Here is a 21313-nt window from a genome sequence, read left to right as displayed (position 1 = left end):
AGGTGCATTCCAAACAGTGGGCACGGCCGCCGGACACGGCGATTTGCCCGACATAAAACGGGCATTAAGAGCGAGCGGCGCCAAATGGCGGGCTGAATGTGTGCAGAGCGAAGTTGACCGAACGCGCCGAGTGGTCACGTCCGGTCAATTCTCTTGTTGAAATGTTATGAACCTTGGACGACGGTCCGTGGTCAATAACACAAATCCGCCCATCGCAACTGTGGGTCGCGCAAAGCTACTTGAGCCGGGCCATGAGGGCGTGCTCGACGAGCGTGATGAGTGCGCTCTTGGCTTCGTTGCGGTGGCGGGCGTCGGTGGTGATGATCGGTGCGTCGGGGCCGATCTGGAGTGCTTCGCGGACTTCTTCGGGGTTGTAGGGCTGGTGTCCGTCGAAGCCGTTGAGGGCGATGACGAAGGGGAGGCCGCTGTTCTCGAAGTAGTCGACGGCGGGGAAGCAGTCGGCGAGGCGTCGGGTGTCGACGAGGACGACGGCGCCGATGGCGCCGCGGACCAGGTCGTCCCACATGAACCAGAAGCGGTCCTGACCCGGGGTACCGAAGAGGTACAGGATCAGATCGTCGTCCAGTGTGATGCGGCCGAAATCCATCGCCACCGTGGTGGTGGTTTTGTCCTGGACGTGGCTCAGGTCGTCGATCCCCGCCGAGGCGGAGGTCATGACGGCTTCGGTACGCAGCGGAGAAATTTCCGAGACCGCACCGACGAATGTCGTCTTGCCCACGCCGAAGCCGCCAGCCACCACGATCTTCGCCGAAGTGGTGGAACGGCCGACGCTCCCGCTAGAGCTTCCGAAGTCCACTGAGCACCCTTTCGAGCAGTGTCACATCCGGCGTTCCACCGGACTCGCCGCTGCCGCCCGGCTGGTGGATCGCCACCATTCCGGCCTCCGCCAGGTCCGCCACGAGGATCCGCGCCACGCCCAGGGGCATGTTCAGCAGCGCGGAGACCTCCGCGACCGACTTGACCTCCTGGCACAGCTGGCAGATCCGCTGGTGCTCGGGAAGCAGCCCCGCAAGGTGGGCCGGGTCGGCCGTGGAGCTGACCAGTGCCTCGATGGCGAGCTGGTAGCGCGGCCGGGTACGGCCCCCGGTCATTGCGTAGGGGCGGACCAGCGGCTGGTCGCCTTCACTCCCGTACGACGCGTGATGATGCGAGGCGCCGTACGGGCCGGGCGAGGCGGGCGGGGTCATGAATCCTCCGGACGGGACAGCAGGATGGCAATAATGCCGTCGAGCGGGGGCCGGTGGGGGGTTTTCGGCCGTACGGTCGGACGGTATTTGCGGTATGCGTACGGTCAGTTCAACAGACTGCCCTGAAGCTCCGCGCGGAGGTCAGGCGTCAGCACCGTGCCCGCGCGGTCGACGAGCAGGGCCATCTCGTAGCCGACGAGGCCGATGTCGCACTCGGGGTGCGCCAGCACGGCCAGGGACGAACCGTCGGAGACGGACATGATGAAGAGGAAACCACGCTCCATCTCCACCACGGTCTGGGTGACGGGGCCGCCCTCGAAGATCCGGGAGGCCCCGGCCGTGAGGGAGGTCAGACCGGAGGCGACAGCCGCCAGCTGATCGGCGCGGTCGCGCGGAAAGCCTTCGGACATCGCCAGAAGGAGTCCGTCGGCGGACACCACCACCGTGTGGGACACCCCCGGGGTGTTCGCCACGAAGTTGGTGATCAACCAGTTCAGATTCTGCGCCGCCTGGCTCATCGGACTCAACTAACGCTCCTGCTGGTAAGTGGGGCCAATGTTGTGACTGCCGGTGGTCGAGCCGTTTCCGGCCTGACGACCCTGCTGGATGCCCCGGCGAAGATTGGTCAGTCGGCCGCGTACGTCATCGGGCGCACGCGAGACCGCCGGACCGGTCGGGTTGTTCTGTTCCTGTTCCTGCGCGGCACCCTCGACGAGGTTCGCACGCGGCACGCGCCGCGGCAGACCGGAAGAGGTGATGCCGCCGGCCGCCGGCTCGCGGACCTGTTCGGCCCGCTGCTGGCGCTCGTCGTTGGGGTTGCGCCAGTCGTCCGCCGGAGCCTGCTGGGCCTTGGGGGCCTGCGGGTTGCGCGGCGGGCGCTGGGCCTTGGGGGCCCGGTCGCCCTGCGGAGTGGGCGTCGGCTGCGGATCGCGCCGCGGCAGCGACCGCCCGCTCCTCGCGGGCTGCCCGGCCGCCGGGTCGGCGGTGTTCCCGGCGTTTTGGGCGTTCCCGCCCCGGCGCCAGTTCGACTCCAGCTCCTCGAACAGCGGTGCCCGCCCGTCGCCGGGCCCGGCCGCCGGCAGCTGGCCCGACTCGGGCCTGCCGCCGGGCTGTGCGAACTGCCCGGTGTCACCGGGGCGCTCGAACTGGCCGGTGGTGCTGTTCTGCGTGTTGTCGACGCCACCGATCTGCGGGAACGACGACGTGTCGGCGGGGGAGCCGGGCAGCGCGAACTGCCCGGTGTCACCGGGGCCGCCGGCGGACGGCTGCGCGCCCGTCGGCCGGGGGAACTGGCCGGTGGTGTTGTTCCGGGGCTCGTCGGCGGTGCCGATCCGCGGGAACTCGGACGTGTCGCCGGGACCGCCCGAGCCGGGCCGCGAGGTGCCGGGCTGCGGGAACTGGCCCGTGGTGTCCGGGCGCGCACCCTGTGCGGGCTGCGCGAACCGGCCGGTGTTCTCCACGTCCTCGTGACCGCGCGGGCTGTCCTGCGCCGAGCGCCGGGAGCCGCCGTCCGAGGCCATGGGCCAGTCGTCGACCGGAGCGGCCGGAGCCGGGGACCCGGAAGCGGGGGCCGCGGGCGACTGCTCGTTGCCCCAGCTCGGGGCCGTGCGGCCCGGGAGCTCGGGAGCCGCGCCGCGGGCGGGCAGCTGCGGACGGCGGCCGCCGCGGTCACCGGCGGGCGGTGCCCCGGCGGGGCCGCCCGTGTTGCCACGGGGCGGGAGCGCGGGGCGGTTGTCGCCGCCGCCGCGCGGCGCGCTGTCGAAGAGGCTGCCGCCATTTGAACCAGCACCAGCACCGGCACCAGCACCGGCACCGGCCGCCGGAGCGGGGCGCGTCGGCAGACCCTTGTCCGTCGTGCCGGGGCGACCCGGCAGCGCGGGCCGCGGCCCACTGGCCGGGGGGACCTGCCGACGGGGAGCCTGGCCGCCGCCCATGAGGCCGGCCTGCCCGGCGCCCGGGTTGCCGCCGCCCACGGCGGGCTGGCCCGGCATGTTCGGAGCCGGCTTCTTGCCGCCCTGGGCGACGTCGACCGGCAGCATGACGAGCGCGGTCGTGCCGCCCGAGTCGGAGGGCCGGAGCTGAATGCGGATGCCGTGTCGCAGGGACAGACGGCCGACCACGAACAGACCCATGCGTCGGGAGACGGAGACGTCGACCGTGGGCGGGCTGGCGAGCCGCTCGTTGATCGCGGCCAGGTCCTCCGGGGAGAGGCCGATGCCCGTGTCGTGGATCTCGACCAGCACCCGGCCGTCGGGCAGGGCGTGACCGGTGACCTTGACCTTGGTCTGCGGCGACGAGAAGGACGTCGCGTTCTCGAGCAGCTCGGCGAGCAGGTGGACGAGGTCGTTGACCACGCGGCCGGCGACCTCGGTCGGCGGCACACCGCTCAGCTCGATGCGCTCGTACTGCTCCACCTCGGACGCGGCGGCACGCAGCACGTCGACGAGCGGCACCGGGCGGGTCCACCGGCGGCCCGGCTCCTCGCCCGCGAGGACGAGGAGGTTTTCGCCGTTACGGCGCATACGGGTCGCGAGGTGGTCGAGACGGAAGAGCGAGGAGAGCTGGTCGGGGTCGGCCTCGCGGCTCTCGAGCTCGGAGATGAGCGAGAGCTGACGCTGGATGAGGCCCTGGCTGCGGCGCGAGAGGTTGGTGAACATCGCGTTGACGTTGCCTCGCAGCAACGCCTGCTCGGCGGCGAGGCGGACCGCCTCGCGGTGCACGTCGTCGAAGGCCGCGGCCACCTTGCCGATCTCGTCCCGGCTGTGCACACCGACGGACTCGACCGTGGTGTCGACGTCCTGCGGGTCCGTCTCGGACAGCTGCTTGACGAGCTCGGGCAGACGTTCCTGGGCGACCTTCTGGGCGGTGTCCTGCAGTCGGCGCAGCGACCGCACCATGGACCGGGCCACGACGAACGCGCCGACCAGCGAGATGCCGAGGACCAGGATGATCAGCACACCGTTGAGGATGGCGTCCTGCTGGGCGTCGTCGCGGAGCTCGCGCGCCTTCTGGTCCATCTGGGACAGCAGGGTCTGCTCGATCTTGGACATCTCTTCGAGCTTCACGCTGTCCTGGTCGTACCAGTCCATGTACGTGTACGGAGCGGACTTGAGGCCGTCCGTCTTGCCGAGCGCGCGCTCGGCGAAGGTGTTCGCGGAGGTGATCTCCGTCTGGCCGCCGTTGAGGGCCTGGAGCAGTTCGGCGGAGTCACCGGCGCGGATCGCGGTGAAGCGGCGCAGCGCCTCGTCCTCGCTGTCCAGCGCGTTCTTGCCGTACTGCAGGTCGTTCGCGGAGAGCCGCGCGCCCTTGGGGTTGGCGAGCGCGGCGCTGATCACGGCCCGCTGGATGGAGGCGTACTCCTTGGCGGAGGAGAACGTCGCCAGCGCGCGGGTGCTGGTGATCATGTCGCTGTTGCTGGTGGCCTGGGCCATGTCCTGGGACAGCGACAGCAGCGAGGTGATCAACGCGTTGTAGTCGTTGACCGTCTGCGCGATGTAGTCGTTGTCCTTGTACGCCACCAGACGGTGGTTCTTGATCTTGTCGAGCTGCTTAGTGATGTCGACAAGGGTCGTCTGGACGCCGACCATCGTCGGGTCGTTCGACTCGACCTTGGTGGTGGCCTGCCGGAACGCGTCGATGGCGCGGTCGGTCTTCTCCCGCGGGGCGACGACCCGGTCGTCCTTCTCGTTCCCACCGGCCAGCGGACCCGCGGACTTGTCGCGCTCCTCCTGGAGCGCGTCCGCCAGCTGAGTGGCCTTACCGGTCATCTCGGTAAGGATCTTCATGTGGTCGAGCTGGTCGATGTTCTCGAGCGAACCGTCGATACGTAGCGCACCCAGGGTCGTCGCGGCGACCACGGGCAGGGCTAGCAGGGAGACCAGTCGGGTGCTGATGCGCCAGTTGCGCAGGGCTATTCGTGAGCCCGGCCCGTTCGGCTTTTTCGCCTTCGGCTTGTCGGCGGGCTCGCCACCGTTCGGCGCGTCGGCGGGCGTGCCGCGGTCGGTCGCACCGCGCGGCTCCGGCTCCGCCGCAGCGCTGCCATCCCTCTTGAAACGTCCCTGCACTAGCGTCGCAACCTCTGGACCAGGCGTCCCTCCGGGTGAGCGGCGGGACGGTGTCGAGTCGTGGGGGGACCGCGGTTGCCCCCTGGCGGTCCGTGGAATTCCAGCACAGTGCCGGATCTCCAACAAGGCCGGTGCACGGCTCCGGGAATGGTGTGACGCTATGTGCGGAATGGGTCACCAGATGTAGAAAGCTGCACCCCTTAAAACGGACCTATCCCGGCAATTCGGCTCCCCGATGCGAAGGGGTGCCCGGTGTCCCAGTCGCCATGATCAGGAGCGGAACGTCTGGTTCAGCCCTGCAATGTCCGTTTCGCGGGGGCGAAATGTCCGACCGATATGCGGCATTTTTTGACGTACTCGTGAGCAAACTCACAGCAGACTCAGGACTTCTTCAGCAGGCCGGTGGGGAAGGGCAGGCCTAGCCTGGACCTTTACACCCGCTGCGAAAACGACAACGCGAGGCCACTCACAGTGAAGACGACGACGCCGTCCCGGAAGACCGCCAACCCGCGCCGCACCACGCTCGCGCACCTCGAGGCCGCCGCGGGGCCGAGCGCCGCGGGCCTCCTCCGCGAGCACGCCGTCGAGCTGCCGGCCGTCACCGCCAACCCGCGCCGCACCGTCCTCATGACCGCGCCCGTGACGGCCCCCCAGGGCTGACCCCCGGCGGCGCACGGGTCGTCGGCGACCCCCGCGATAGCCTGGGGTGTCAGTCTCCGGCCGGACCAGATAGGGGCAAAAGCTTCCCGTGCGCATCGCCAGGTTCTCCATCGACGGCAACGTCGCCTTCGGTGTCGTGGAAGGGGACGCCTCCACAGAAGGCGGCCCCGTTCTCGACATCATCAAGGGCCACCCCTTCGCCGAGTTCGAGCGCTCGGGGCAGAAGATCCCGCTGAGCAAGGTGCGGCTGCTGCCGCCCGTCCTGCCCAACAAGGTCGTCGCCATCGGCCGCAACTACGCCGAGCACGCCGCCGAGCTGGGCAACGAGGTCCCCGACGCCCCCGTCGCGTTCTTCAAGCCGTCCACCGCGGTCATCGGCCCCGGCGACCCCATCGCGTACCCCTCCTTCTCCAGCGAGGTGCACCACGAGGCCGAGCTGGCCGTGGTCATCGGCCGCATGTGCCGTGAGGTCCCGCGCGAGCGCGTGAAGGACGTCATCCTCGGCTACACCTGCGCCAACGACATCACCGCGCGTGACGTCCAGGAGCGCGAGAAGCAGTGGGCCCGGGCCAAGGGCTTCGACACCTCCTGCCCGCTGGGCCCCTGGGTGGAGACCGAGCTGGACCCGAGCGACCTCGGGATCATGTGCACGGTCAACGGCCAGCAGCGCCAGCTGGGCCGCACGAGCGACATGGTCCGCTCCATCGAGGACCTGATCGTCCACATCACCGAGGCGATGACGCTGCTCCCCGGCGACGTCGTCCTCACCGGCACCCCGGCCGGGGTCGGACCCCTGAACGTCGGCGACGAGGTCGCCGTCACCATCGAAGGCATCGGCACTCTCACCAATAAGGTGATCAAGCGTGGCTAGCGCAACTCCCGTACGCGTCCGTTTCTGTCCCTCGCCGACCGGCAACCCCCATGTGGGTCTGGTCCGCACCGCCCTGTTCAACTGGGCGTTCGCCCGCCACCACGGCGGCACCCTGGTCTTCCGCATCGAGGACACCGACGCGGCGCGCGACTCGGAGGAGTCGTACCAGCAGCTGCTGGACTCGATGCGCTGGCTGGGCTTCGACTGGGACGAGGGCCCCGAGGTCGGCGGCCCGCACGCGCCGTACCGTCAGTCGCAGCGCATGGACATCTACCAGGACGTCGCGCGGAAGCTGCTGGACGGCGGCCACGCCTACCACTGCTACTGCACCACCGAGGAGCTCGACGCCCGCCGCGACGCCGCCCGCGCTGCCGGCAAGCCGTCCGGCTACGACGGCCAGTGCCGGGTGCTGACCGCCGAGCAGAAGGCGGCGTACGACGCCGAGGGCCGCACCTCGATCGTCCGCTTCCGGATGCCCGACGAGCCGATCACCTTCACCGACCTGGTCCGCGGCGAGCTGACCTTCACCCCGGAGAACGTGCCGGACTTCGGCATCGTCCGGGCCAACGGCGCGCCCCTCTACACGCTCGTCAACCCCGTCGACGACGCGCTGATGGAGATCACCCACGTGCTGCGCGGCGAGGACCTGCTGTCCTCCACGCCGCGCCAGATCGCCCTCTACCGGGCGCTCGCCCAGATCGGCGTCGGCAACGGCACCACCCCGCAGTTCGGCCACCTGCCGTACGTGATGGGCGAGGGCAACAAGAAGCTCTCCAAGCGCGACCCGCAGGCGTCCCTGAACCTCTACCGGGAGCGCGGTTTCCTCCCCGAGGGCCTGCTGAACTACCTCTCCCTGCTCGGCTGGTCCCTCTCGGCCGACCAGGACATCTTCACGATGGAAGAGATGGTCGCGGCGTTCGACATCAAGGACGTCAACGCCAACCCGGCGCGCTTCGACCTCAAGAAGTGCGAGTCGATCAACGGCGACCACATGCGCCGCATGGACGTGAAGGCGTTCATCGAGGCCTGTGGCCCCTGGCTGAAGGCCCCGTTCGCCCCGTGGGCCCCCGAGGCCTTCGACCAGACGGTCTTCGAGGCCATCGCCCCGCACGCGCAGACCCGTCTGACGGTGCTCTCCGACATCACCGCCAACGTCGACTTCCTCTTCCTCGACGAGCCGGCGTACGACGAGGCGTCCTGGGCCAAGGCCATGAAGGAGGGCTCGGACGCGCTGCTGCGCACCGCGCGCGCCAAGCTGGCGGCCGCGGAGTGGAACGCCGAGGCCCTCAAGGCGGCCGTCCTCGCCGCCGGTGAGGAGCACGGTCTGAAGCTCGGCAAGGCCCAGGCGCCGGTCCGCGTCGCGGTCACGGGCCGCACGGTCGGCCTGCCGCTGTTCGAATCGCTGGAGATCCTCGGCCGCGAGCGCACCCTGGCGCGCATCGACGCGGCCCTGGCGAAGCTCGCCGGCTGACGGCACAGGGCCGCCCAGGCGGCCACAGCGCCCGTTCGCGGGCTCGGGGGCCCGTTCCCGCGGTGTTCGACCGCGGGGGCGGGCCCCCGGCCCGTGGCGGCTCGTACGGCCGTGCGGGCGCCGGGGCGGGCGCCGCGCGAGGTGCCGCGGGGTGCCCGGGCGGTTATCGGTTTTGGAGCCCCGTCCACCTTCGGGTAATGTTCTTCCTGCGCCGCCCGAGAGGGCCGAGAGGCCGGAGCGGACGGTGCAAGCCCGAGCAAGACCCTTTAACCGAGGTCGAGTTCTGGTGGGGTATGGTGTAATTGGCAGCACGAGGGTTTCTGGTTCCCTTAGTCTAGGTTCGAGTCCTGGTACCCCAGCCAAAGGAAATTCGATCGAGTTTCTTTTGGTAAATTAGTAAGCGCAGTGCGAGCCCCCGTTGTGTAGCGGCCTAGCACGCCGCCCTCTCAAGGCGGTAGCGCCGGTTCGAATCCGGTCGGGGGTACAGATCCTGAATTCCGTCACCATCCGGATAACACCGGAGGCGACGATGAATGGATCGCTAGGGCCCCCGTTGTGTAGCGGCCTAGCACGCCGCCCTCTCAAGGCGGTAGCGCCGGTTCGAATCCGGTCGGGGGTACTGGTATCACCATGGGATATGGTGTAATTGGCAGCACGAGGGTTTCTGGTTCCCTTAGTCTAGGTTCGAGTCCTGGTATCCCAGCGCAGATAGCTCTGCAAACAAAGCTAGCCCCCGTTGTGTAGCGGCCTAGCACGCCGCCCTCTCAAGGCGGTAGCGCCGGTTCGAATCCGGTCGGGGGTACAAGAAAGAAAAAATGCCTTTCGCGCGAGCGGAGGGCATTTTTTCGTGCGCTCTTCCGCACCGCCGGATGCCGCCTCGATAATTCCCGCATGGTCCATCCCCACGGCGGGCGCCGCCGGGTCCACGTCGGTGATCTCCGGCCCGGCGACCACGCGTGCCTCCTCTTCGACTCGGACGAGGAGCGTGCCTTACTCCTGGGCGGCTTCCTGCTCGGGGGCCTGGACGCCAAGGACAAGATCCTCTATCTCGCGGGGGAGGGGGGCCCGACCGGCCACGAGGCCCTGCTGGACCGCTGCCGCTTCCCCGCCGGGCCGCCGGACCTGTCCGGACGGCTGGAGATCGTGGGCCCGGAGGAAGACTCCTCCGGCCGGGGGGAGTTGGAGCCCGCCGCCCTCCTGGAGCGGCTCCGGGCCGCCGCCGACCGCAGCCGCCGGGAGGGCTACCGCACCCTGCGGATCGCGGCCGATCTGGGCACCCTCCTGCGCAACGGGCGCGACGTCCACCGCCTGCTGCGGTACGAAGCCCTGCTGGCCGCGGAGTTCGTCGACGACGAGGCGCTGGCCGTCTGCCAGTACGACCTCCGCCGCTGTGACCCCGCCGCACTGGACGCCCTCGCGGCCGCCCACCCCAGGAGCGTCGAAGTGGATCCACTCGTCCGCACGGCCGATCTGGTCGTGGTCCGCACTTTCAGCCCCCCGGGCCTGCGGATCGAGGGGGCGGTCGACGCCGGCTCGCACGGGCACCTCAGGGAGGCCCTGCAGTCGGTCGCGGCCGTCAGGGGCGACGTCCGCCTGGAGATGTCCCGGGTGGAATTCCTGGACCTCGGCGGGCTGCGGCTGCTGATGACCTTCGCCAGGGCCCGTGCCGCCCGCCACTACGCCGTCGAGCTGACGGGGCTGCTGCCCCATCTGCTGCGCGTCATCACTCTCATCGGCTGGGACCGGACACCCGGCCTCCGGCTGGGGGCCGCGCATGCCTACTGACCACGCCGACGGCACCGGATTCGTCCATCACGCCTGTCTGTACGGGAGCGACGAGGAGTTCCTGGCGACGGCCCTGCCGTTCGTCCGTGACGGGCTGGTGGCCGGGGAGCCCGTGCTGGCCGCGACGACGCCCGCCAACATCGAGCTGCTCCGGGACGCCCTCGGCGAGCGGGCGCACGCCCTGGACACCGCCGAGACCGCCTACTTCGGCCGTCGGCCCGTGGAGCGCGTCTCCGCCTTCCTGCGCTACCACGACCGGCGCGCCCGGCCCGGGCGGCGGATGCGGATGCTCGCCGAGCCGATGTGGGGCGGCAGGTCCGCCCGGCAGGTCGCCGAGTGGAAGCGGATGGAATCCGGGCTCAACGTGCTGCTCGCCGAGCTGCCGGTCTGGATGATCTGCCCGTACGACACCCGGGCCGTGTCCGCCGACGTGGCGGCGGCCGCCTGCGTCACGCACCCCGTGCGGATGGACGGCGAGCGGGCACACCCCTGTGCCCGTTACACGGATCCGCTGGCGTACGCGGCGGCGATCGGACCGCCGCCCGACACCGCCCCGGCCACGGCCGCGCGGATGGGCCCGACGGCCGACGCCTCGGCCGTGCGGCTCTTCGCCCGTGAGCGGGCGGCCGTGGCGGGTCTGACGGGCGAGCGGCTCGCCCTGGCCGAGTTCGCCGTCGCCGAGGCGGCGGGCTATCTGCTGGCCGCCGACGGCGCCCGGGTCGCCCTGCGGATCTGGGAGGTGCCGGGCGCCCTGGCCTGCGAGCTGCTGCGCGACGACCCCCACGGCGCGAGCGTGCCGGCCTTCGCCGGCTTCCTGCCGCCCGCCGAGGCGCCGGACCCCGAGGACGGCCTCTGGCTCGCGCGCACCCTCAGCGAGTCCCTGGAGGTGTGCGCGGAGGGCCCCCGCACCCGCCTCGGCCTACGCCTCGCGGGCCTGCGTGACGCGGAGTGCGGGTGACCGCACGGGCGGTCACCCGCGCACGGGCGGTCGTCTCGGCGAAGCGGGTCAGCCGTTGCGGCGCAGGGCCTCGCTGAGCCTCAGGGCGGCGTCGATGACCGCCTGGGCGTGCATCCGGCCCGGGTGGCGGGTCAGCCGCTCGATGGGGCCGGAGACCGACACGGCGGCCACCACGCGGTTGGAGGGGCCGCGCACGGGCGCGGAGACCGAGGCGACGCCCGGCTCCCGCTCGCCGATCGACTGGGCCCAGCCCCGGCGCCGGACGCCCGAGAGCGCGGTCGCCGTGAAGCGGGCCCCCTGCAGACCGCGGTGCAGCCGCTCGGGCTCCTCCCAGGCCATGAGCACCTGGGCCGCCGAGCCCGCCTTCATCGGCAGGGTCGAGCCGACCGGCACGGTGTCCCGCAGTCCGGACAGCCGCTCCGCGGCCGCCACACAGATCCGCATGTCGCCCTGGCGGCGGTAGAGCTGCGCGCTCTCGCCCGTCACGTCCCGCAGATGCGTGAGCACCGGGCCGGCCGTGGCCAGCAGCCGGTCCTCGCCGGCCGCCGCCGCCAGCTCGCTGAGCCGGGGGCCGAGGATGAAACGGCCCTGCATGTCCCGCGCCACCATCCGGTGGTGCTCCAGCGCCACCGCGAGCCGGTGCGCCGTCGGCCGGGCGAGCCCGGTCGCCGCCACCAGCCCGGCCAGTGTGGCCGGACCGGACTCCAGAGCGCTCAGCACCAGAGCCGCCTTGTCGAGAACGCCCACGCCACTCGAGGCGCCACCAGAGTTGTCCATGAAACGATATTCGCGTCTCACAGTGTGAAACGCAAGTTCAATTTTCCGAGATAGGCGCCAACCTGGATGGACAGGACCCCACTGGCACACGAGTTGGGTCGGCAGCGACGCCGGCCGGAGGGACAGCGATGGGACGGACACTCGCGGAGAAGGTCTGGGACGACCACGTCGTCACGCGCGCCGAAGGCGAGCCCGACCTCCTCTTCATCGATCTGCACCTGCTGCACGAGGTCACCAGCCCGCAGGCCTTCGACGGTCTGCGCAAGGCCGGCCGCGGCGTCCGCCGCCTCGACCTGACCATCGCCACGGAGGACCACAACACCCCCACCCTCGACATCGACAAGCCCATCGCGGACCCGGTCTCCCGGGCCCAGCTGGAGACGCTGCGCAAGAACTGCGCGGAGTTCGGCGTGCGACTGCACCCGCTGGGCGACGTCGAGCAGGGCGTCGTCCACGTCGTGGGCCCGCAGCTGGGGCTGACCCAGCCCGGCACCACCGTCGTCTGCGGCGACAGCCACACCTCCACCCACGGCGCCTTCGGCGCGCTGGCGTTCGGCATCGGCACCAGCCAGGTCGAGCACGTGCTGGCCACCCAGACGCTGCCGCTCGCCCCCTTCAAGACCATGGCCGTCACCGTCGAGGGCGCGCTGCCGGACGGCGTCTCCGCCAAGGACCTGATCCTCGCCGTCATCGCCAGGATCGGCACCGGCGGCGGTCAGGGCTACGTCATCGAATACCGCGGCTCCGCCATCGAGAAGCTGTCGATGGAAGCCCGGATGACCGTCTGCAACATGTCCATCGAGGCGGGCGCGCGGGCCGGCATGATCGCCCCCGACGAGACCACCTTCGCCTACCTGGAAGGACGGGCCCACGCCCCCCGGGGCGCGGACTGGGACGCCGCCGTCGCGTACTGGCGCACCCTGCGCACCGACGACGACGCGGTCTTCGACCACGAGGTCGTCATCGACGCCACCGAGCTCTCCCCGTTCGTCACCTGGGGCACCAACCCGGGCCAGGGCGCCCCGCTGTCCGCCGCCGTTCCCGACCCCGCCTCCTACGAGGACGCCTCCGAGCGGTTCGCCGCCGAAAAGGCCCTGGAATACATGGGGTTGACGGCGGGTCAGGCGCTCCGCGACATCCGGGTGGACACCGTTTTCGTGGGCTCGTGCACCAACGGCCGGATCGAGGACCTGCGCTCCGTCGCCGACGTCATCGAGGGCCGGAAGGTCGCCGACGGCGTCCGGATGCTGGTCGTCCCCGGGTCCGTGCGCGTGGCGCTGCAGGCCGTCGAGGAGGGGCTGGACAAGGTGTTCACCGCCGCCGGTGCCGAGTGGCGGCACGCCGGCTGTTCGATGTGTCTCGGTATGAACCCCGACCAACTCGCGCCCGGCGAGAGGTCCGCGTCGACCTCCAACCGCAACTTCGAGGGCAGGCAGGGCAAGGGCGGCCGCACCCACCTGGTCTCGCCCCAGGTCGCCGCCGCCACCGCGGTACTGGGCCATCTGGCCTCCCCGGCCGATCTGGCCGCCGCGTCCGACGTCACGACTCCCGTGGGGGCCTGAACAGTCATGGAAGCATTCACCACGCACACCGGCCGGGCCGTCCCGCTGCGCCGCGGAAATGTCGACACCGACCAGATCATCCCGGCGCACTGGCTCAAGAAGGTGACCCGCGACGGCTTCGAGGACGGGCTCTTCGAGGCCTGGCGCAAGGACCCGGAGTTCGTGCTGAACCGGCCCGAGCGCGCGGGTGCCACGGTGCTGGTCGCCGGCCCCGACTTCGGCACCGGCTCCTCCCGCGAGCACGCGGTGTGGGCGCTGCAGAACTACGGCTTCAAGGCCGTGGTCTCCTCGCGCTTCGCCGACATCTTCCGTGGGAACTCGCTCAAGAACGGCCTGCTGACCGTCGTCCTGCCGCAGGAGACCGTCGACGCGCTCTGGGAGCTGACCGAAGCCGACCCCACCGCCGAGGTGACGGTGGACCTCGTCGCACGCGAGGTCCGGGCCGAGGGAATCACGGCTGGATTCGACCTTGACGAGAACGCCCGGTGGCGACTCCTGGAGGGGCTGGACGACATCAGCCTGACCCTCCGGCAAGAGGCCGACATCGCCGCCTACGAGGCCCGGAGGCCTTCCTACAAGCCGTCCACGGCCCGGATCTGACATCAATTTCGGGCCCGAACGGCCCATCGTCGGAGCCCTGGAGGGACCCCGGATTTTCGCTGCTCACCCAGGGTTTGGCATGATGCGCCCCCTGTCTTCGGACAGGGGGCGCATCGCTCTGTTGAGGCCCTGTGAAGCGACAACTCGCCTCAGATGGCACAATCGGTGCATGGAACGCGACAGCCAACTCGAGCTCTACCGGCTCGTCGCCGACCAACTCAAGGAAGCGCACACAAGGGTGCGCGCACTGCAAGTCCCGGAGGGCGTACGGATGGCGCTGTCCCGGAAGCTGCTGGTCATCACGGCCGCGGCAAAGCACGATCTCTCAGGCGCGGCAAGGCGTCTGGACCGGCTGATGAACGACCTCGACGAGGGCCGTTTCCCCGAAGAGCCCGACCCCGACGGAACTCCGTGATGGTCGAGTTCGTTGCGGCACAAGGGTGATTAGACCGTTTCGTGTTTGATTTGCGGTATATATCTGCCTAACGTGCGAAAAGGCTGGAACGCATTCGTTCCAGCAATGTCTCCGAAGGGGAAGACGTGAACAAGGCGCAGCTCGTTGAAGCGATTGCCGACAAGCTCGGCGGCCGTCAGCAGGCCGCAGACGCTGTCGACGCGGTACTCGACGCGATCGTCCGTGCGGTGGTCTCCGGCGACCGGGTCTCGGTCACCGGCTTCGGCTCGTTCGAGAAGGTCGACCGTCCGGCCCGTTACGCCCGCAACCCGCAGACGGGTGAGCGCGTCCGGGTCAAGAAGACCTCGGTGCCCCGCTTCCGCGCGGGTCAGGGCTTCAAGGACCTGGTGAGCGGCTCGAAGAAGCTCCCGAAGAACGATGTCGCGGTGAAGAAGGCGCCCAAGGGCAGCCTTTCCGGTGGCGTCAAGACCACCGCCAAGGCCGCGGCCAAGAAGGCCACCGCCAAGAAGGCGGCCGCGAAGAAGGCCACCACGGCCACCACCGCGAAGAAGACCGCGGCGAAGACCACGGCGAAGAAGACCACCACCGCGGCAGCGGCCAAGAAGGCCACCACCGCGAAGAAGGCCACCGCCAAGAAGACGACGGCCACCGCCACCAAGGCCGCCGCCAAGAAGGCGACCCCGGCGAAGAAGGCCACCACGGCCGCCGCCAAGAAGACCACGGCCAAGAAGACCGCGCCCGCCAAGAAGGCCACGGCGACCAAGGCTCCGGCGCGCAAGACCACCGCGCGCAAGACCACCGCCAAGAAGACGGCCGCCAAGAAGAAGTAACGGCGACGCACGGCGTCACGCGCCGGGCCGGGCTCCCCTCGGGGAGCCCGGCCCGCGGTGTGTGTACGGCGAAGAGGGCGCGGAGGAGAAGCTCCGAGGCCCTTGTGCGGGGAGCCGCCCGATGTACCGGGAGCCGCCCCGGGAAGCCGCCCCCGGGAAGCTAGAAGGTCTGCAGCGTCACCAACGTCACGCGTCGGCCCGCGTCGCCGCCCTGGGCCTCGCCGAGTTCGATCCGCACGCGCTGCCCGGGCCGCAGCAGCCGCAGGCCGCCCGCGTCGAACGCCGCCGCGTCGAAGGGCACCGGGGTGCCGTCGTCCAGGAGCACGCTCCCGGCGCGGGTCTGAGGGTCGTAGGTGTACGCGGTGGCCTGCATGGGGCCAGCCTAGTCGAGCCCCACCGCCGGGCCGGGGGCCGCGAGGCCGCCCGCCGCGGCCGCCGTGTGCGGGCCCACGCCCAATGCCAGGGCCGTCCGCAAATCCTGCTCCGTATCCACGTCCTGGCGTACGGAATCCACCCCGGCCAGCTCGATCTCCCGGGCTCCCGAAGCACGGTGACGGGCACGCGACCGGCCCTCGAACGCCGGCGCCAATTCATTTCCCGCGGTCGCCGACAGGAGTGTCGTACCGATTCCAGCGGCATCTGCGAGAAATGCGCGCGGGAATTCGGCGGCCGAATCGAGCACCCGCCCGAGTTCCGCGGGGCGCAGTGCCGGCAGATCCGCGTTGAGCGTCGCCACCCCGGTATGCGGCCATCGCGTCCGGGCGGTGTGCGCCCCGTGCGCGAGGGCACCGTTCAGGCCACCGCCCCCCGTCGGCTCGGGCAGCACCCAGGCGCCGAGCGCGGCCAGCTCCGCCCCCGCCCGGCGATCGTCCGTGACGACCACCACATCCCGCACGGCCCGGCAGGTCAGCGCGGCGCCCACGGTGTCCAGGGCGAACGCCAGCGCGAGGGTGGGCCGGGGCAGCCGCCCGGTGCTGCCCGCGAGGCGGCTCTTGGCCAGGGCCAGCGGCTTCACGGGTACCACCAGCGTCCAGACCACGTCCCCTCCCTCCCGTCGCATGGGTCTTATTGTCACCTGCTGCCGCAGCCCGCCGAGGACCGCCGGGGTTACGGTGTTCTCGACAGACCGGGTACCTGGGGCCACACTTGTCCGGCCCCCGGGTTCGGAGGCTCCCCGAGCCCGGCTACAGGTTCCAAGAGAAGGGTGTCCGAGTGTCCCGCCACAGAATCGGCTTCTGGTACCGCTTTACGGCGGTGTTGGCAAAACCGCCGCTCGTGGTTCTGTTCAAGCGGGACTGGAGGGGAATGGAGCACATTCCGGCCGACGGCGGATTCATCACCGCGGTCAACCACAACTCCTATCTCGACCCGCTCTCGTACGCCCACTACCAGTACAACACCGGGCGAGTCCCCCGCTTCCTGGCCAAGGCCGCCCTGTTCAAGACCACTTTCGTCGGAACGTTGCTGCACGGCACCGGGCAGATCCCGGTCTACCGCGAGACCACCGACGCCGCCACCGCCTTCCGGGCCGCCGTCGACGCCATCAACAAGGGCGAGTGCGTGGCCTTCTACCCCGAGGGCACCCTCACCCGCGACCCCGACATGTGGCCCATGGAGGGCAAGACCGGGGCCGCCCGCGTCGCCCTGCTCACCAAGGCCCCGGTCATCCCGGTCGCCCAGTGGGGCGCCAACGAGGCCATGCCGCCGTACGCCAAGGAGAAGAAGCTGCGGCTCTTCCCCCGCAAGACGCTCAAGGTCGCGGCGGGCCCGCCCGTCGACCTCTCCGCGTACTACGGCAAGGAACCGACCGCCGAGGTGCTGCGCGAGGCCACCGAGAAGATCATGGCCGCGATCACGGAACTCCTCGCCGAACTCCGCGGCGAGCCGGCGCCCGCCGAGCCGTACAACCACAAGCGGGCCCGCACCGCGGCCCGCCGGACACCTCAGCAGACACAAGGGGACAGCAAGTGACGCGCTGCGCCGTCTACGGCACCGGCTCCTGGGGCACGGCCTTCGCGATGGTCCTCGCGGACGCCGGCTGCGAGGTGACCATGTGGGGCCGACGCGCCGCCCTCGTGGACGCCGTCAACACCGGCCGCACCAACCCCGACTACCTCCCGGGCATCGAGCTGCCCGCCTCGGTCCGGGCCACCACCGACCCCGCCGAGGCGGCCGACGGCGCACAGTTCACCGTGCTGGCCGTGCCGTCCCAGACACTGCGCGGCAATCTCGCCGAGTGGGCGCCCCTGCTGCCCGCCGACACCGTGCTCGTCTCCCTGATGAAGGGCGTCGAACTGGGCACGGCCAAGCGGATGAGCGAGGTGATCGAGGAGGTCGCCAAGGTCTCCGCCGACCAGGTCGCGGTCCTCACCGGCCCCAACCTCGCCCGGGAGATCGCCGCCCGGCAGCCCGCCGCGGCCGTCGTCGCCTGCCGCGACGAGTCCGTGGCCAAGCGGCTCCAGGCCGCCTGCCACACCCCGTACTTCCGCCCGTACACCAACACCGACGTGGTCGGCTGTGAGCTCGGCGGCGCCGTGAAGAACGTCATCGCGCTCGCCGTGGGCATCGCCGACGGCATGGGCCTCGGCGACAACGCCAAGGCGTCGCTCATCACCCGCGGGCTGGCCGAGACGACCCGGCTGGGCCTCGCGATGGGTGCCGACGCGCACACCTTCGCCGGACTGGCCGGCATGGGCGACCTCGTCGCCACGTGTTCCTCGCCGCTCTCGCGCAACCACACCTTCGGCACCAACCTCGGCCGCGGCATGACCCTCGCCGAGACCATCGCGGTCACCAAGCAGACCGCCGAAGGCGTCAAGTCCTGCGAATCCGTGCTGGATCTGGCCCGACGCCACGACGTCGACATGCCGATCACCGAGACGGTCGTGGACATCGTGCACGAGGGCAAGCCGCCGCTGGTGGCCCTCAAGGAGCTCATGTCGCGCAGCGCCAAGCCCGAGCGACACTGAAGCGCTGGATTGCACCCGGCGGACCACGAGGTACTCTCGACGCGATATGAGCAGCGAGACCTCCTCCCACAGCCCTGACCGGAGCCGGAAGCCGCGAGTCGCGGTCGTGTTCGGCGGTCGCAGTTCCGAGCACGCGATCTCCGTCGTCACCGCCGGCGCGGTGCTGCGCGCGATCGACCGCACGAAGTACGACGTGCTGCCGATCGGCATTACCACCGACGGCCGTTGGGCGCTCACCGCCGACGACCCCGAGCGGATGGCGATCACCGACCGCGCACTGCCGAGCGTCGAGGGGCTGGCCCAGTCCCTCGACGGCACCGTCGTGCTGCCGGTCGACCTCGCCGACCGCGAGGTCGTCTACACCGAGCCGGGCGCCATGCCCAAGGCGCTGGGCGAGGTCGACGTCGTCTTCCCCGTGCTGCACGGCCCCTACGGCGAGGACGGCACCCTGCAGGGCATGCTGGAGCTGGCCGGGATCCCCTACGTCGGAGCGGGCGTGCTCGCCTCGGCCGTGGGCCAGGACAAGGAGTACATGAAGCGCGTCTTCATCTCCTTCGGACTGCCCGTCGGCCCCTACGAGGTCGTGCGGCCCCGTGAGTGGCAGGCCGACCCGGCCGCCGCCCGGAAGAAGATCGTGGACTTCGCCGGCGAGCACGGCTGGCCCGTCTTCATCAAGCCCGCCCGCGCCGGCTCCTCCATGGGCATCACCAAGGTCGACGACGTCGCCGGCCTGGACGAGGCGATCGCCGAGGCACAGCGCCACGACCCGAAGATCATCGTCGAGTCGCTGCTGAGCGGCCGCGAGATCGAGTGCGGCGTGCTGGAATTCGAGGACGGGCCGCGCGCGAGCCTGCCCGCCGAGATCCCCCCGGTCACGGCCCACGACTTCTACGACTTCGAGGCCAAGTACATCGACTCGGCCGCCGGCATCGTGCCCGCGCCGCTGAGCGAGGAGCAGACCGCCCGGATCCAGGAGCTGGCCGTCCAGGCCTTCGAGGCCACCTCCTGCGAGGGACTGGTCCGCGCGGACTTCTTCCTCACCGAGGACGGCGAGTTCGTGATCAACGAGATCAACACCATGCCGGGCTTCACGCCCATCTCCATGTACCCGCGGATGTGGCAGGAGAGCGGCGTCGGCTACCAGGAACTGGTGGACCGGCTCGTCCAGGCGGCGCTGCGCCGCTCGACCGGCCTGCGCTGACGACACACGAAGCGGGCCGGTCGTGGGACGACCGGCCCGCTCGGCCCGCATTCTCAGACGACGCCCTCGGGAATCGTCTTCTTGACGGCGTCGGCGAAGTCGGTGAGCGCACTGACGTCGCCGGCGTCGCCGACGTATTTCTTCGGCAGGGTGACCTCCACCCACGCCGTCCGCAGCGTGGTCGTGCAGCGGATGCTGCCGTCCGGCTGTCTTTCCGGCAGCCACCCGACGCCGTCGATCTCCACCGAGTCCGCGGTGGGGTTGTAGTGTTCGGAGCCGGGCGTAAGGATCTTGGGGCGGCCCACCCCGCACCGCAGCGCGATCGCGGGCGTGCCCCACACGGCCGTGAAGTCCGAGACGGGTTCGGCGGCACGCCGCTCGTGCCCGTCCACGGTTTCGGGCAGTTCCTCGTGCAGTGCCCGGCAGAGCTTGGCCTCCCGCGCCGAGGGCGTGGGAACCGCAAGGCCCGCCGCGTCGTCCGTGGATGAGCAGCCAACGGCCGCGCACAGCACGGCGACAGCGGACAGGCCGAGGGGCCGGCGGAGCGATGACTTCACCGGCCGAGCATACGGGGGAGCTACAGATGGACGACCGGGCAGGTCAGTGTGCGGGTGATGCCGTCCACCTGCTGCACCTTCGCGACCACCATCCGGCCGAGTTCGTCCACGGTGTCGGCCTGGGCGCGCACGATGACGTCGTACGGTCCGGTCACGTCCTCGGCCTGGATCACCCCCGGGATCTTTGCGATGACTTCGGCCACGGTCGACGCTTTGCCGACCTCGGTCTGGATCAGGATGTACGCCTGTACCACGGAACCTCCAGGGCGGCTTCGAGGATCATGTGGGGAGAAGAGACGCCACGGTACCGCGTCGTCGCACGGTGCGGGGAGACCCGCGCGGCCTGCGCGGCGCGGGACACGTCACGAACAGGGCAACCGACACTCCGAGGAGGAGCTCAGTGAAAGGCACCGTGGGCGAGTTGGGGGAGTTCGGGCTCATCAGAGAGCTTACTTCCCGGCTCACCACCACCCCGGCGGTCCGACTCGGGCCGGGTGACGATGCCGCGGTGGTCGCAGCCCCCGACCGGAGGGTCGTGGCCAGCACGGACGTACTCCTGGAAGGGCGGCACTTCCGCCGCGACTGGTCCACCGCCTACGACGTCGGGCGCAAGGCCGCGGCGCAGAACCTCGCCGACATCGCCGCCATGGGCGCGGTGCCCACCGCGATCCTGCTCGGCCTCGTCGTGCCCGCCGAACTTCCCGTCACCTGGCCGACCGAGCTGATGGACGGCATCCGCGACGAGTGTCAGGTCGCGGGCGCGGCCGTGGTCGGCGGGGACGTGGTGCGCGGCGAGACGATCACCGTCGCCATCACGGCGCTGGGCGATCTGCGCAACCACGAGCCGGTCACCCGGTCCGGCGCCCAGGCGGGCGACGTCGTCGCCGTCACGGGCTGGCTGGGCTGGTCCGCGGCCGGGCACGCGGTGCTCTCCCGCGGCTTCCGCTCCCCGCGGGCCTTCGTCGAGGCCCACCGGCGGCCCGAGCCGCCGTACCACGCCGGCCCCGCGGCGGCCGCCCTCGGCGCCACCGCGATGACCGACATCAGCGACGGCCTCATCGCCGACCTCGGGCACATCGCCGAGGCCAGCAAGGTCCGCATCGATCTGCGCACGGCCGCGATCGACGTACCGACGCAGATGTCCGACATCGGGCAGGCCGTCGGCGTCGACCCGTTGCAGTGGGTGCTGACCGGGGGAGAGGACCACGCGATCGTGGCGACCTTCCCGCCGGACGTGAAGCTCCCCGCCCGCTGGAAGGTGATCGGCGAGGTGGTCAACCCCTCCGCCCTGCCGCAGGTGACCGTCGACGGTGCCCCGTGGGACAAGGCGGGCGGCTGGGACCACTTCGGCGACATGGAGCCCGAGGAGTAGCGGAGGGGGCCTG

Annotated in this window: 22 protein-coding genes and 5 tRNA genes; 18 read left to right on the top strand and 9 right to left on the bottom strand. The window is 70.7% G+C overall.

The annotated features are described in order from the left end of the window. Positions 1-235 precede the first annotated feature (235 nt). The 4 genes from FHS38_RS31755 to FHS38_RS31740 all read right to left on the bottom strand — a co-directional run bounded on the left by FHS38_RS31755 (position 236) and on the right by FHS38_RS31740 (position 5272). Entirely contained in the window at positions 236-817 is a 582-nt protein-coding gene (locus tag FHS38_RS31755; protein ID WP_130880094.1) for a GTP-binding protein, read from the bottom strand. After that, positions 798-1208, bottom strand: coding sequence for a DUF742 domain-containing protein (locus FHS38_RS31750; protein ID WP_184739500.1), 411 nt, complete (start codon positions 1206-1208; stop codon positions 798-800). Before FHS38_RS31750 ends, FHS38_RS31755 begins: the two co-directional genes overlap by 20 nt. 104 nt (positions 1209-1312) lie before the next feature. Then, positions 1313-1726 carry a roadblock/LC7 domain-containing protein gene (locus FHS38_RS31745; RefSeq protein ID WP_165451611.1) on the bottom strand — a complete coding sequence of 138 codons (414 nt, stop codon included), beginning with the start codon at positions 1724-1726 and terminating at the stop codon, positions 1313-1315. Between the two features lie 9 nt (positions 1727-1735). Beyond that, entirely contained in the window at positions 1736-5272 is a 3537-nt protein-coding gene (locus FHS38_RS31740; RefSeq protein ID WP_184739499.1) for a sensor histidine kinase, read from the bottom strand. Between the two features lie 471 nt (positions 5273-5743). Here FHS38_RS31740 and FHS38_RS31735 point away from each other — a divergent pair, with 471 nt between their 5' ends. From FHS38_RS31735 to FHS38_RS31690, 10 genes are all read left to right on the top strand, one after another. After that, positions 5744-5932, top strand: coding sequence for a hypothetical protein (locus FHS38_RS31735; RefSeq protein ID WP_184739497.1), 189 nt, complete (start codon positions 5744-5746; stop codon positions 5930-5932). Positions 5933-6020: 88 nt separating this feature from the next. Beyond that, positions 6021-6803, top strand: a complete 783-nt coding sequence (locus FHS38_RS31730; protein WP_184739495.1) for a fumarylacetoacetate hydrolase family protein — start codon at positions 6021-6023, stop codon at positions 6801-6803. After that, on the top strand, positions 6796-8274 hold the full coding sequence (gene gltX, locus FHS38_RS31725; protein ID WP_184739493.1) for a glutamate--tRNA ligase: 1479 nt from the start codon (positions 6796-6798) through the stop codon (positions 8272-8274). The genes FHS38_RS31730 and gltX overlap by 8 nt, the downstream gene beginning before the upstream one ends. Positions 8275-8561: 287 nt before the next feature. Continuing rightward, a tRNA-Gln gene (locus tag FHS38_RS31720) sits at positions 8562-8636 on the top strand. A gap of 49 nt (positions 8637-8685) precedes the next feature. Beyond that, positions 8686-8758 (top strand) — tRNA-Glu (locus FHS38_RS31715). Between the two features lie 62 nt (positions 8759-8820). Further along, positions 8821-8893 (top strand) — tRNA-Glu (locus FHS38_RS31710). Between the two features lie 12 nt (positions 8894-8905). After that, positions 8906-8977: transfer RNA gene (locus FHS38_RS31705), tRNA-Gln, on the top strand. Between the two features lie 26 nt (positions 8978-9003). Beyond that, positions 9004-9076 (top strand) — tRNA-Glu (locus FHS38_RS31700). Between the two features lie 89 nt (positions 9077-9165). Then, positions 9166-10059 (top strand): MEDS domain-containing protein, encoded by an 894-nt coding sequence (locus tag FHS38_RS31695; protein ID WP_184739491.1) that lies wholly within the window; start codon positions 9166-9168, stop codon positions 10057-10059. Next, the gene (locus tag FHS38_RS31690; protein ID WP_184739488.1) at positions 10049-11017 is read left to right on the top strand and encodes an anti-sigma factor RsbA family regulatory protein; all 969 of its coding nucleotides are present in this window, start codon (positions 10049-10051) and stop codon (positions 11015-11017) included. The genes FHS38_RS31695 and FHS38_RS31690 overlap by 11 nt, the downstream gene beginning before the upstream one ends. A 48-nt stretch (positions 11018-11065) precedes the next feature. On the opposite strand, the gene ndgR is transcribed toward FHS38_RS31690, so the two are convergent. After that, the gene (gene ndgR / locus FHS38_RS31685; protein ID WP_130880103.1) at positions 11066-11794 is read right to left on the bottom strand and encodes an IclR family transcriptional regulator NdgR; all 729 of its coding nucleotides are present in this window, start codon (positions 11792-11794) and stop codon (positions 11066-11068) included. Positions 11795-11922: 128 nt separating this feature from the next. Here ndgR and leuC point away from each other — a divergent pair, with 128 nt between their 5' ends. The 4 genes from leuC to FHS38_RS31665 all read left to right on the top strand — a co-directional run bounded on the left by leuC (position 11923) and on the right by FHS38_RS31665 (position 15201). Next, a complete protein-coding gene (leuC, locus tag FHS38_RS31680; RefSeq protein ID WP_184739486.1) occupies positions 11923-13356 on the top strand; it encodes a 3-isopropylmalate dehydratase large subunit in 1434 nt (477 codons plus the stop codon). A 6-nt stretch (positions 13357-13362) separates the two neighbouring features. Then, entirely contained in the window at positions 13363-13956 is a 594-nt protein-coding gene (gene leuD / locus FHS38_RS31675; RefSeq protein ID WP_184739484.1) for a 3-isopropylmalate dehydratase small subunit, read from the top strand. Between the two features lie 169 nt (positions 13957-14125). Continuing rightward, the gene (locus FHS38_RS31670) at positions 14126-14371 is read left to right on the top strand and encodes an SCO5555 family protein (RefSeq protein ID WP_130880106.1); all 246 of its coding nucleotides are present in this window, start codon (positions 14126-14128) and stop codon (positions 14369-14371) included. Positions 14372-14496: 125 nt separating this feature from the next. Then, on the top strand, positions 14497-15201 hold the full coding sequence (locus FHS38_RS31665) for an HU family DNA-binding protein (protein ID WP_184739482.1): 705 nt from the start codon (positions 14497-14499) through the stop codon (positions 15199-15201). 160 nt (positions 15202-15361) lie between these two features. On the opposite strand, the gene FHS38_RS31660 is transcribed toward FHS38_RS31665, so the two are convergent. Together FHS38_RS31660 and cofC are read right to left on the bottom strand one after the other, a co-directional pair. Beyond that, positions 15362-15574: a hypothetical protein gene (locus FHS38_RS31660; protein WP_184739480.1), complete on the bottom strand. Its 213-nt coding sequence runs from the start codon at positions 15572-15574 to the stop codon at positions 15362-15364. Between the two features lie 9 nt (positions 15575-15583). Beyond that, a complete protein-coding gene (gene cofC, locus FHS38_RS31655) occupies positions 15584-16240 on the bottom strand; it encodes a 2-phospho-L-lactate guanylyltransferase (RefSeq protein ID WP_184739526.1) in 657 nt (218 codons plus the stop codon). Between the two features lie 173 nt (positions 16241-16413). On the opposite strand from cofC, the gene FHS38_RS31650 reads away from it, so the two are divergent. From FHS38_RS31650 to FHS38_RS31640, 3 genes are read left to right on the top strand one after another with little or no spacing between them, the layout of a single operon-like run. Further along, positions 16414-17172: a lysophospholipid acyltransferase family protein gene (locus tag FHS38_RS31650; protein WP_184739478.1), complete on the top strand. Its 759-nt coding sequence runs from the start codon at positions 16414-16416 to the stop codon at positions 17170-17172. Continuing rightward, entirely contained in the window at positions 17169-18170 is a 1002-nt protein-coding gene (locus tag FHS38_RS31645) for an NAD(P)H-dependent glycerol-3-phosphate dehydrogenase (RefSeq protein WP_184739476.1), read from the top strand. Before FHS38_RS31650 ends, FHS38_RS31645 begins: the two co-directional genes overlap by 4 nt. Before the next feature lie 46 nt (positions 18171-18216). After that, on the top strand, positions 18217-19371 hold the full coding sequence (locus FHS38_RS31640) for a D-alanine--D-alanine ligase family protein (protein ID WP_184739474.1): 1155 nt from the start codon (positions 18217-18219) through the stop codon (positions 19369-19371). Between the two features lie 53 nt (positions 19372-19424). Here the strand turns inward: FHS38_RS31640 and FHS38_RS31635 are convergent, their stop codons facing one another. After that, complete coding sequence (locus FHS38_RS31635; protein ID WP_184739472.1) at positions 19425-19928, bottom strand: DUF3515 domain-containing protein; 504 nt, start codon at positions 19926-19928, stop codon at positions 19425-19427. 20 nt (positions 19929-19948) lie between these two features. Further along, on the bottom strand, positions 19949-20182 hold the full coding sequence (locus FHS38_RS31630) for an Lrp/AsnC family transcriptional regulator (RefSeq protein WP_130880113.1): 234 nt from the start codon (positions 20180-20182) through the stop codon (positions 19949-19951). A gap of 146 nt (positions 20183-20328) precedes the next feature. Between FHS38_RS31630 and FHS38_RS31625 the strand changes: the two genes are divergently transcribed. Next, on the top strand, positions 20329-21300 hold the full coding sequence (locus FHS38_RS31625; protein WP_184739470.1) for a thiamine-phosphate kinase: 972 nt from the start codon (positions 20329-20331) through the stop codon (positions 21298-21300). The last annotated feature ends 13 nt before the right edge of the window (positions 21301-21313 follow it).

This window comes from Streptomyces netropsis (assembly GCF_014203545.1).
GTDB lineage: Bacteria > Actinomycetota > Actinomycetes > Streptomycetales > Streptomycetaceae > Streptomyces > Streptomyces netropsis.
This window is presented reverse-complemented; position numbering and strand designations above follow the sequence as displayed.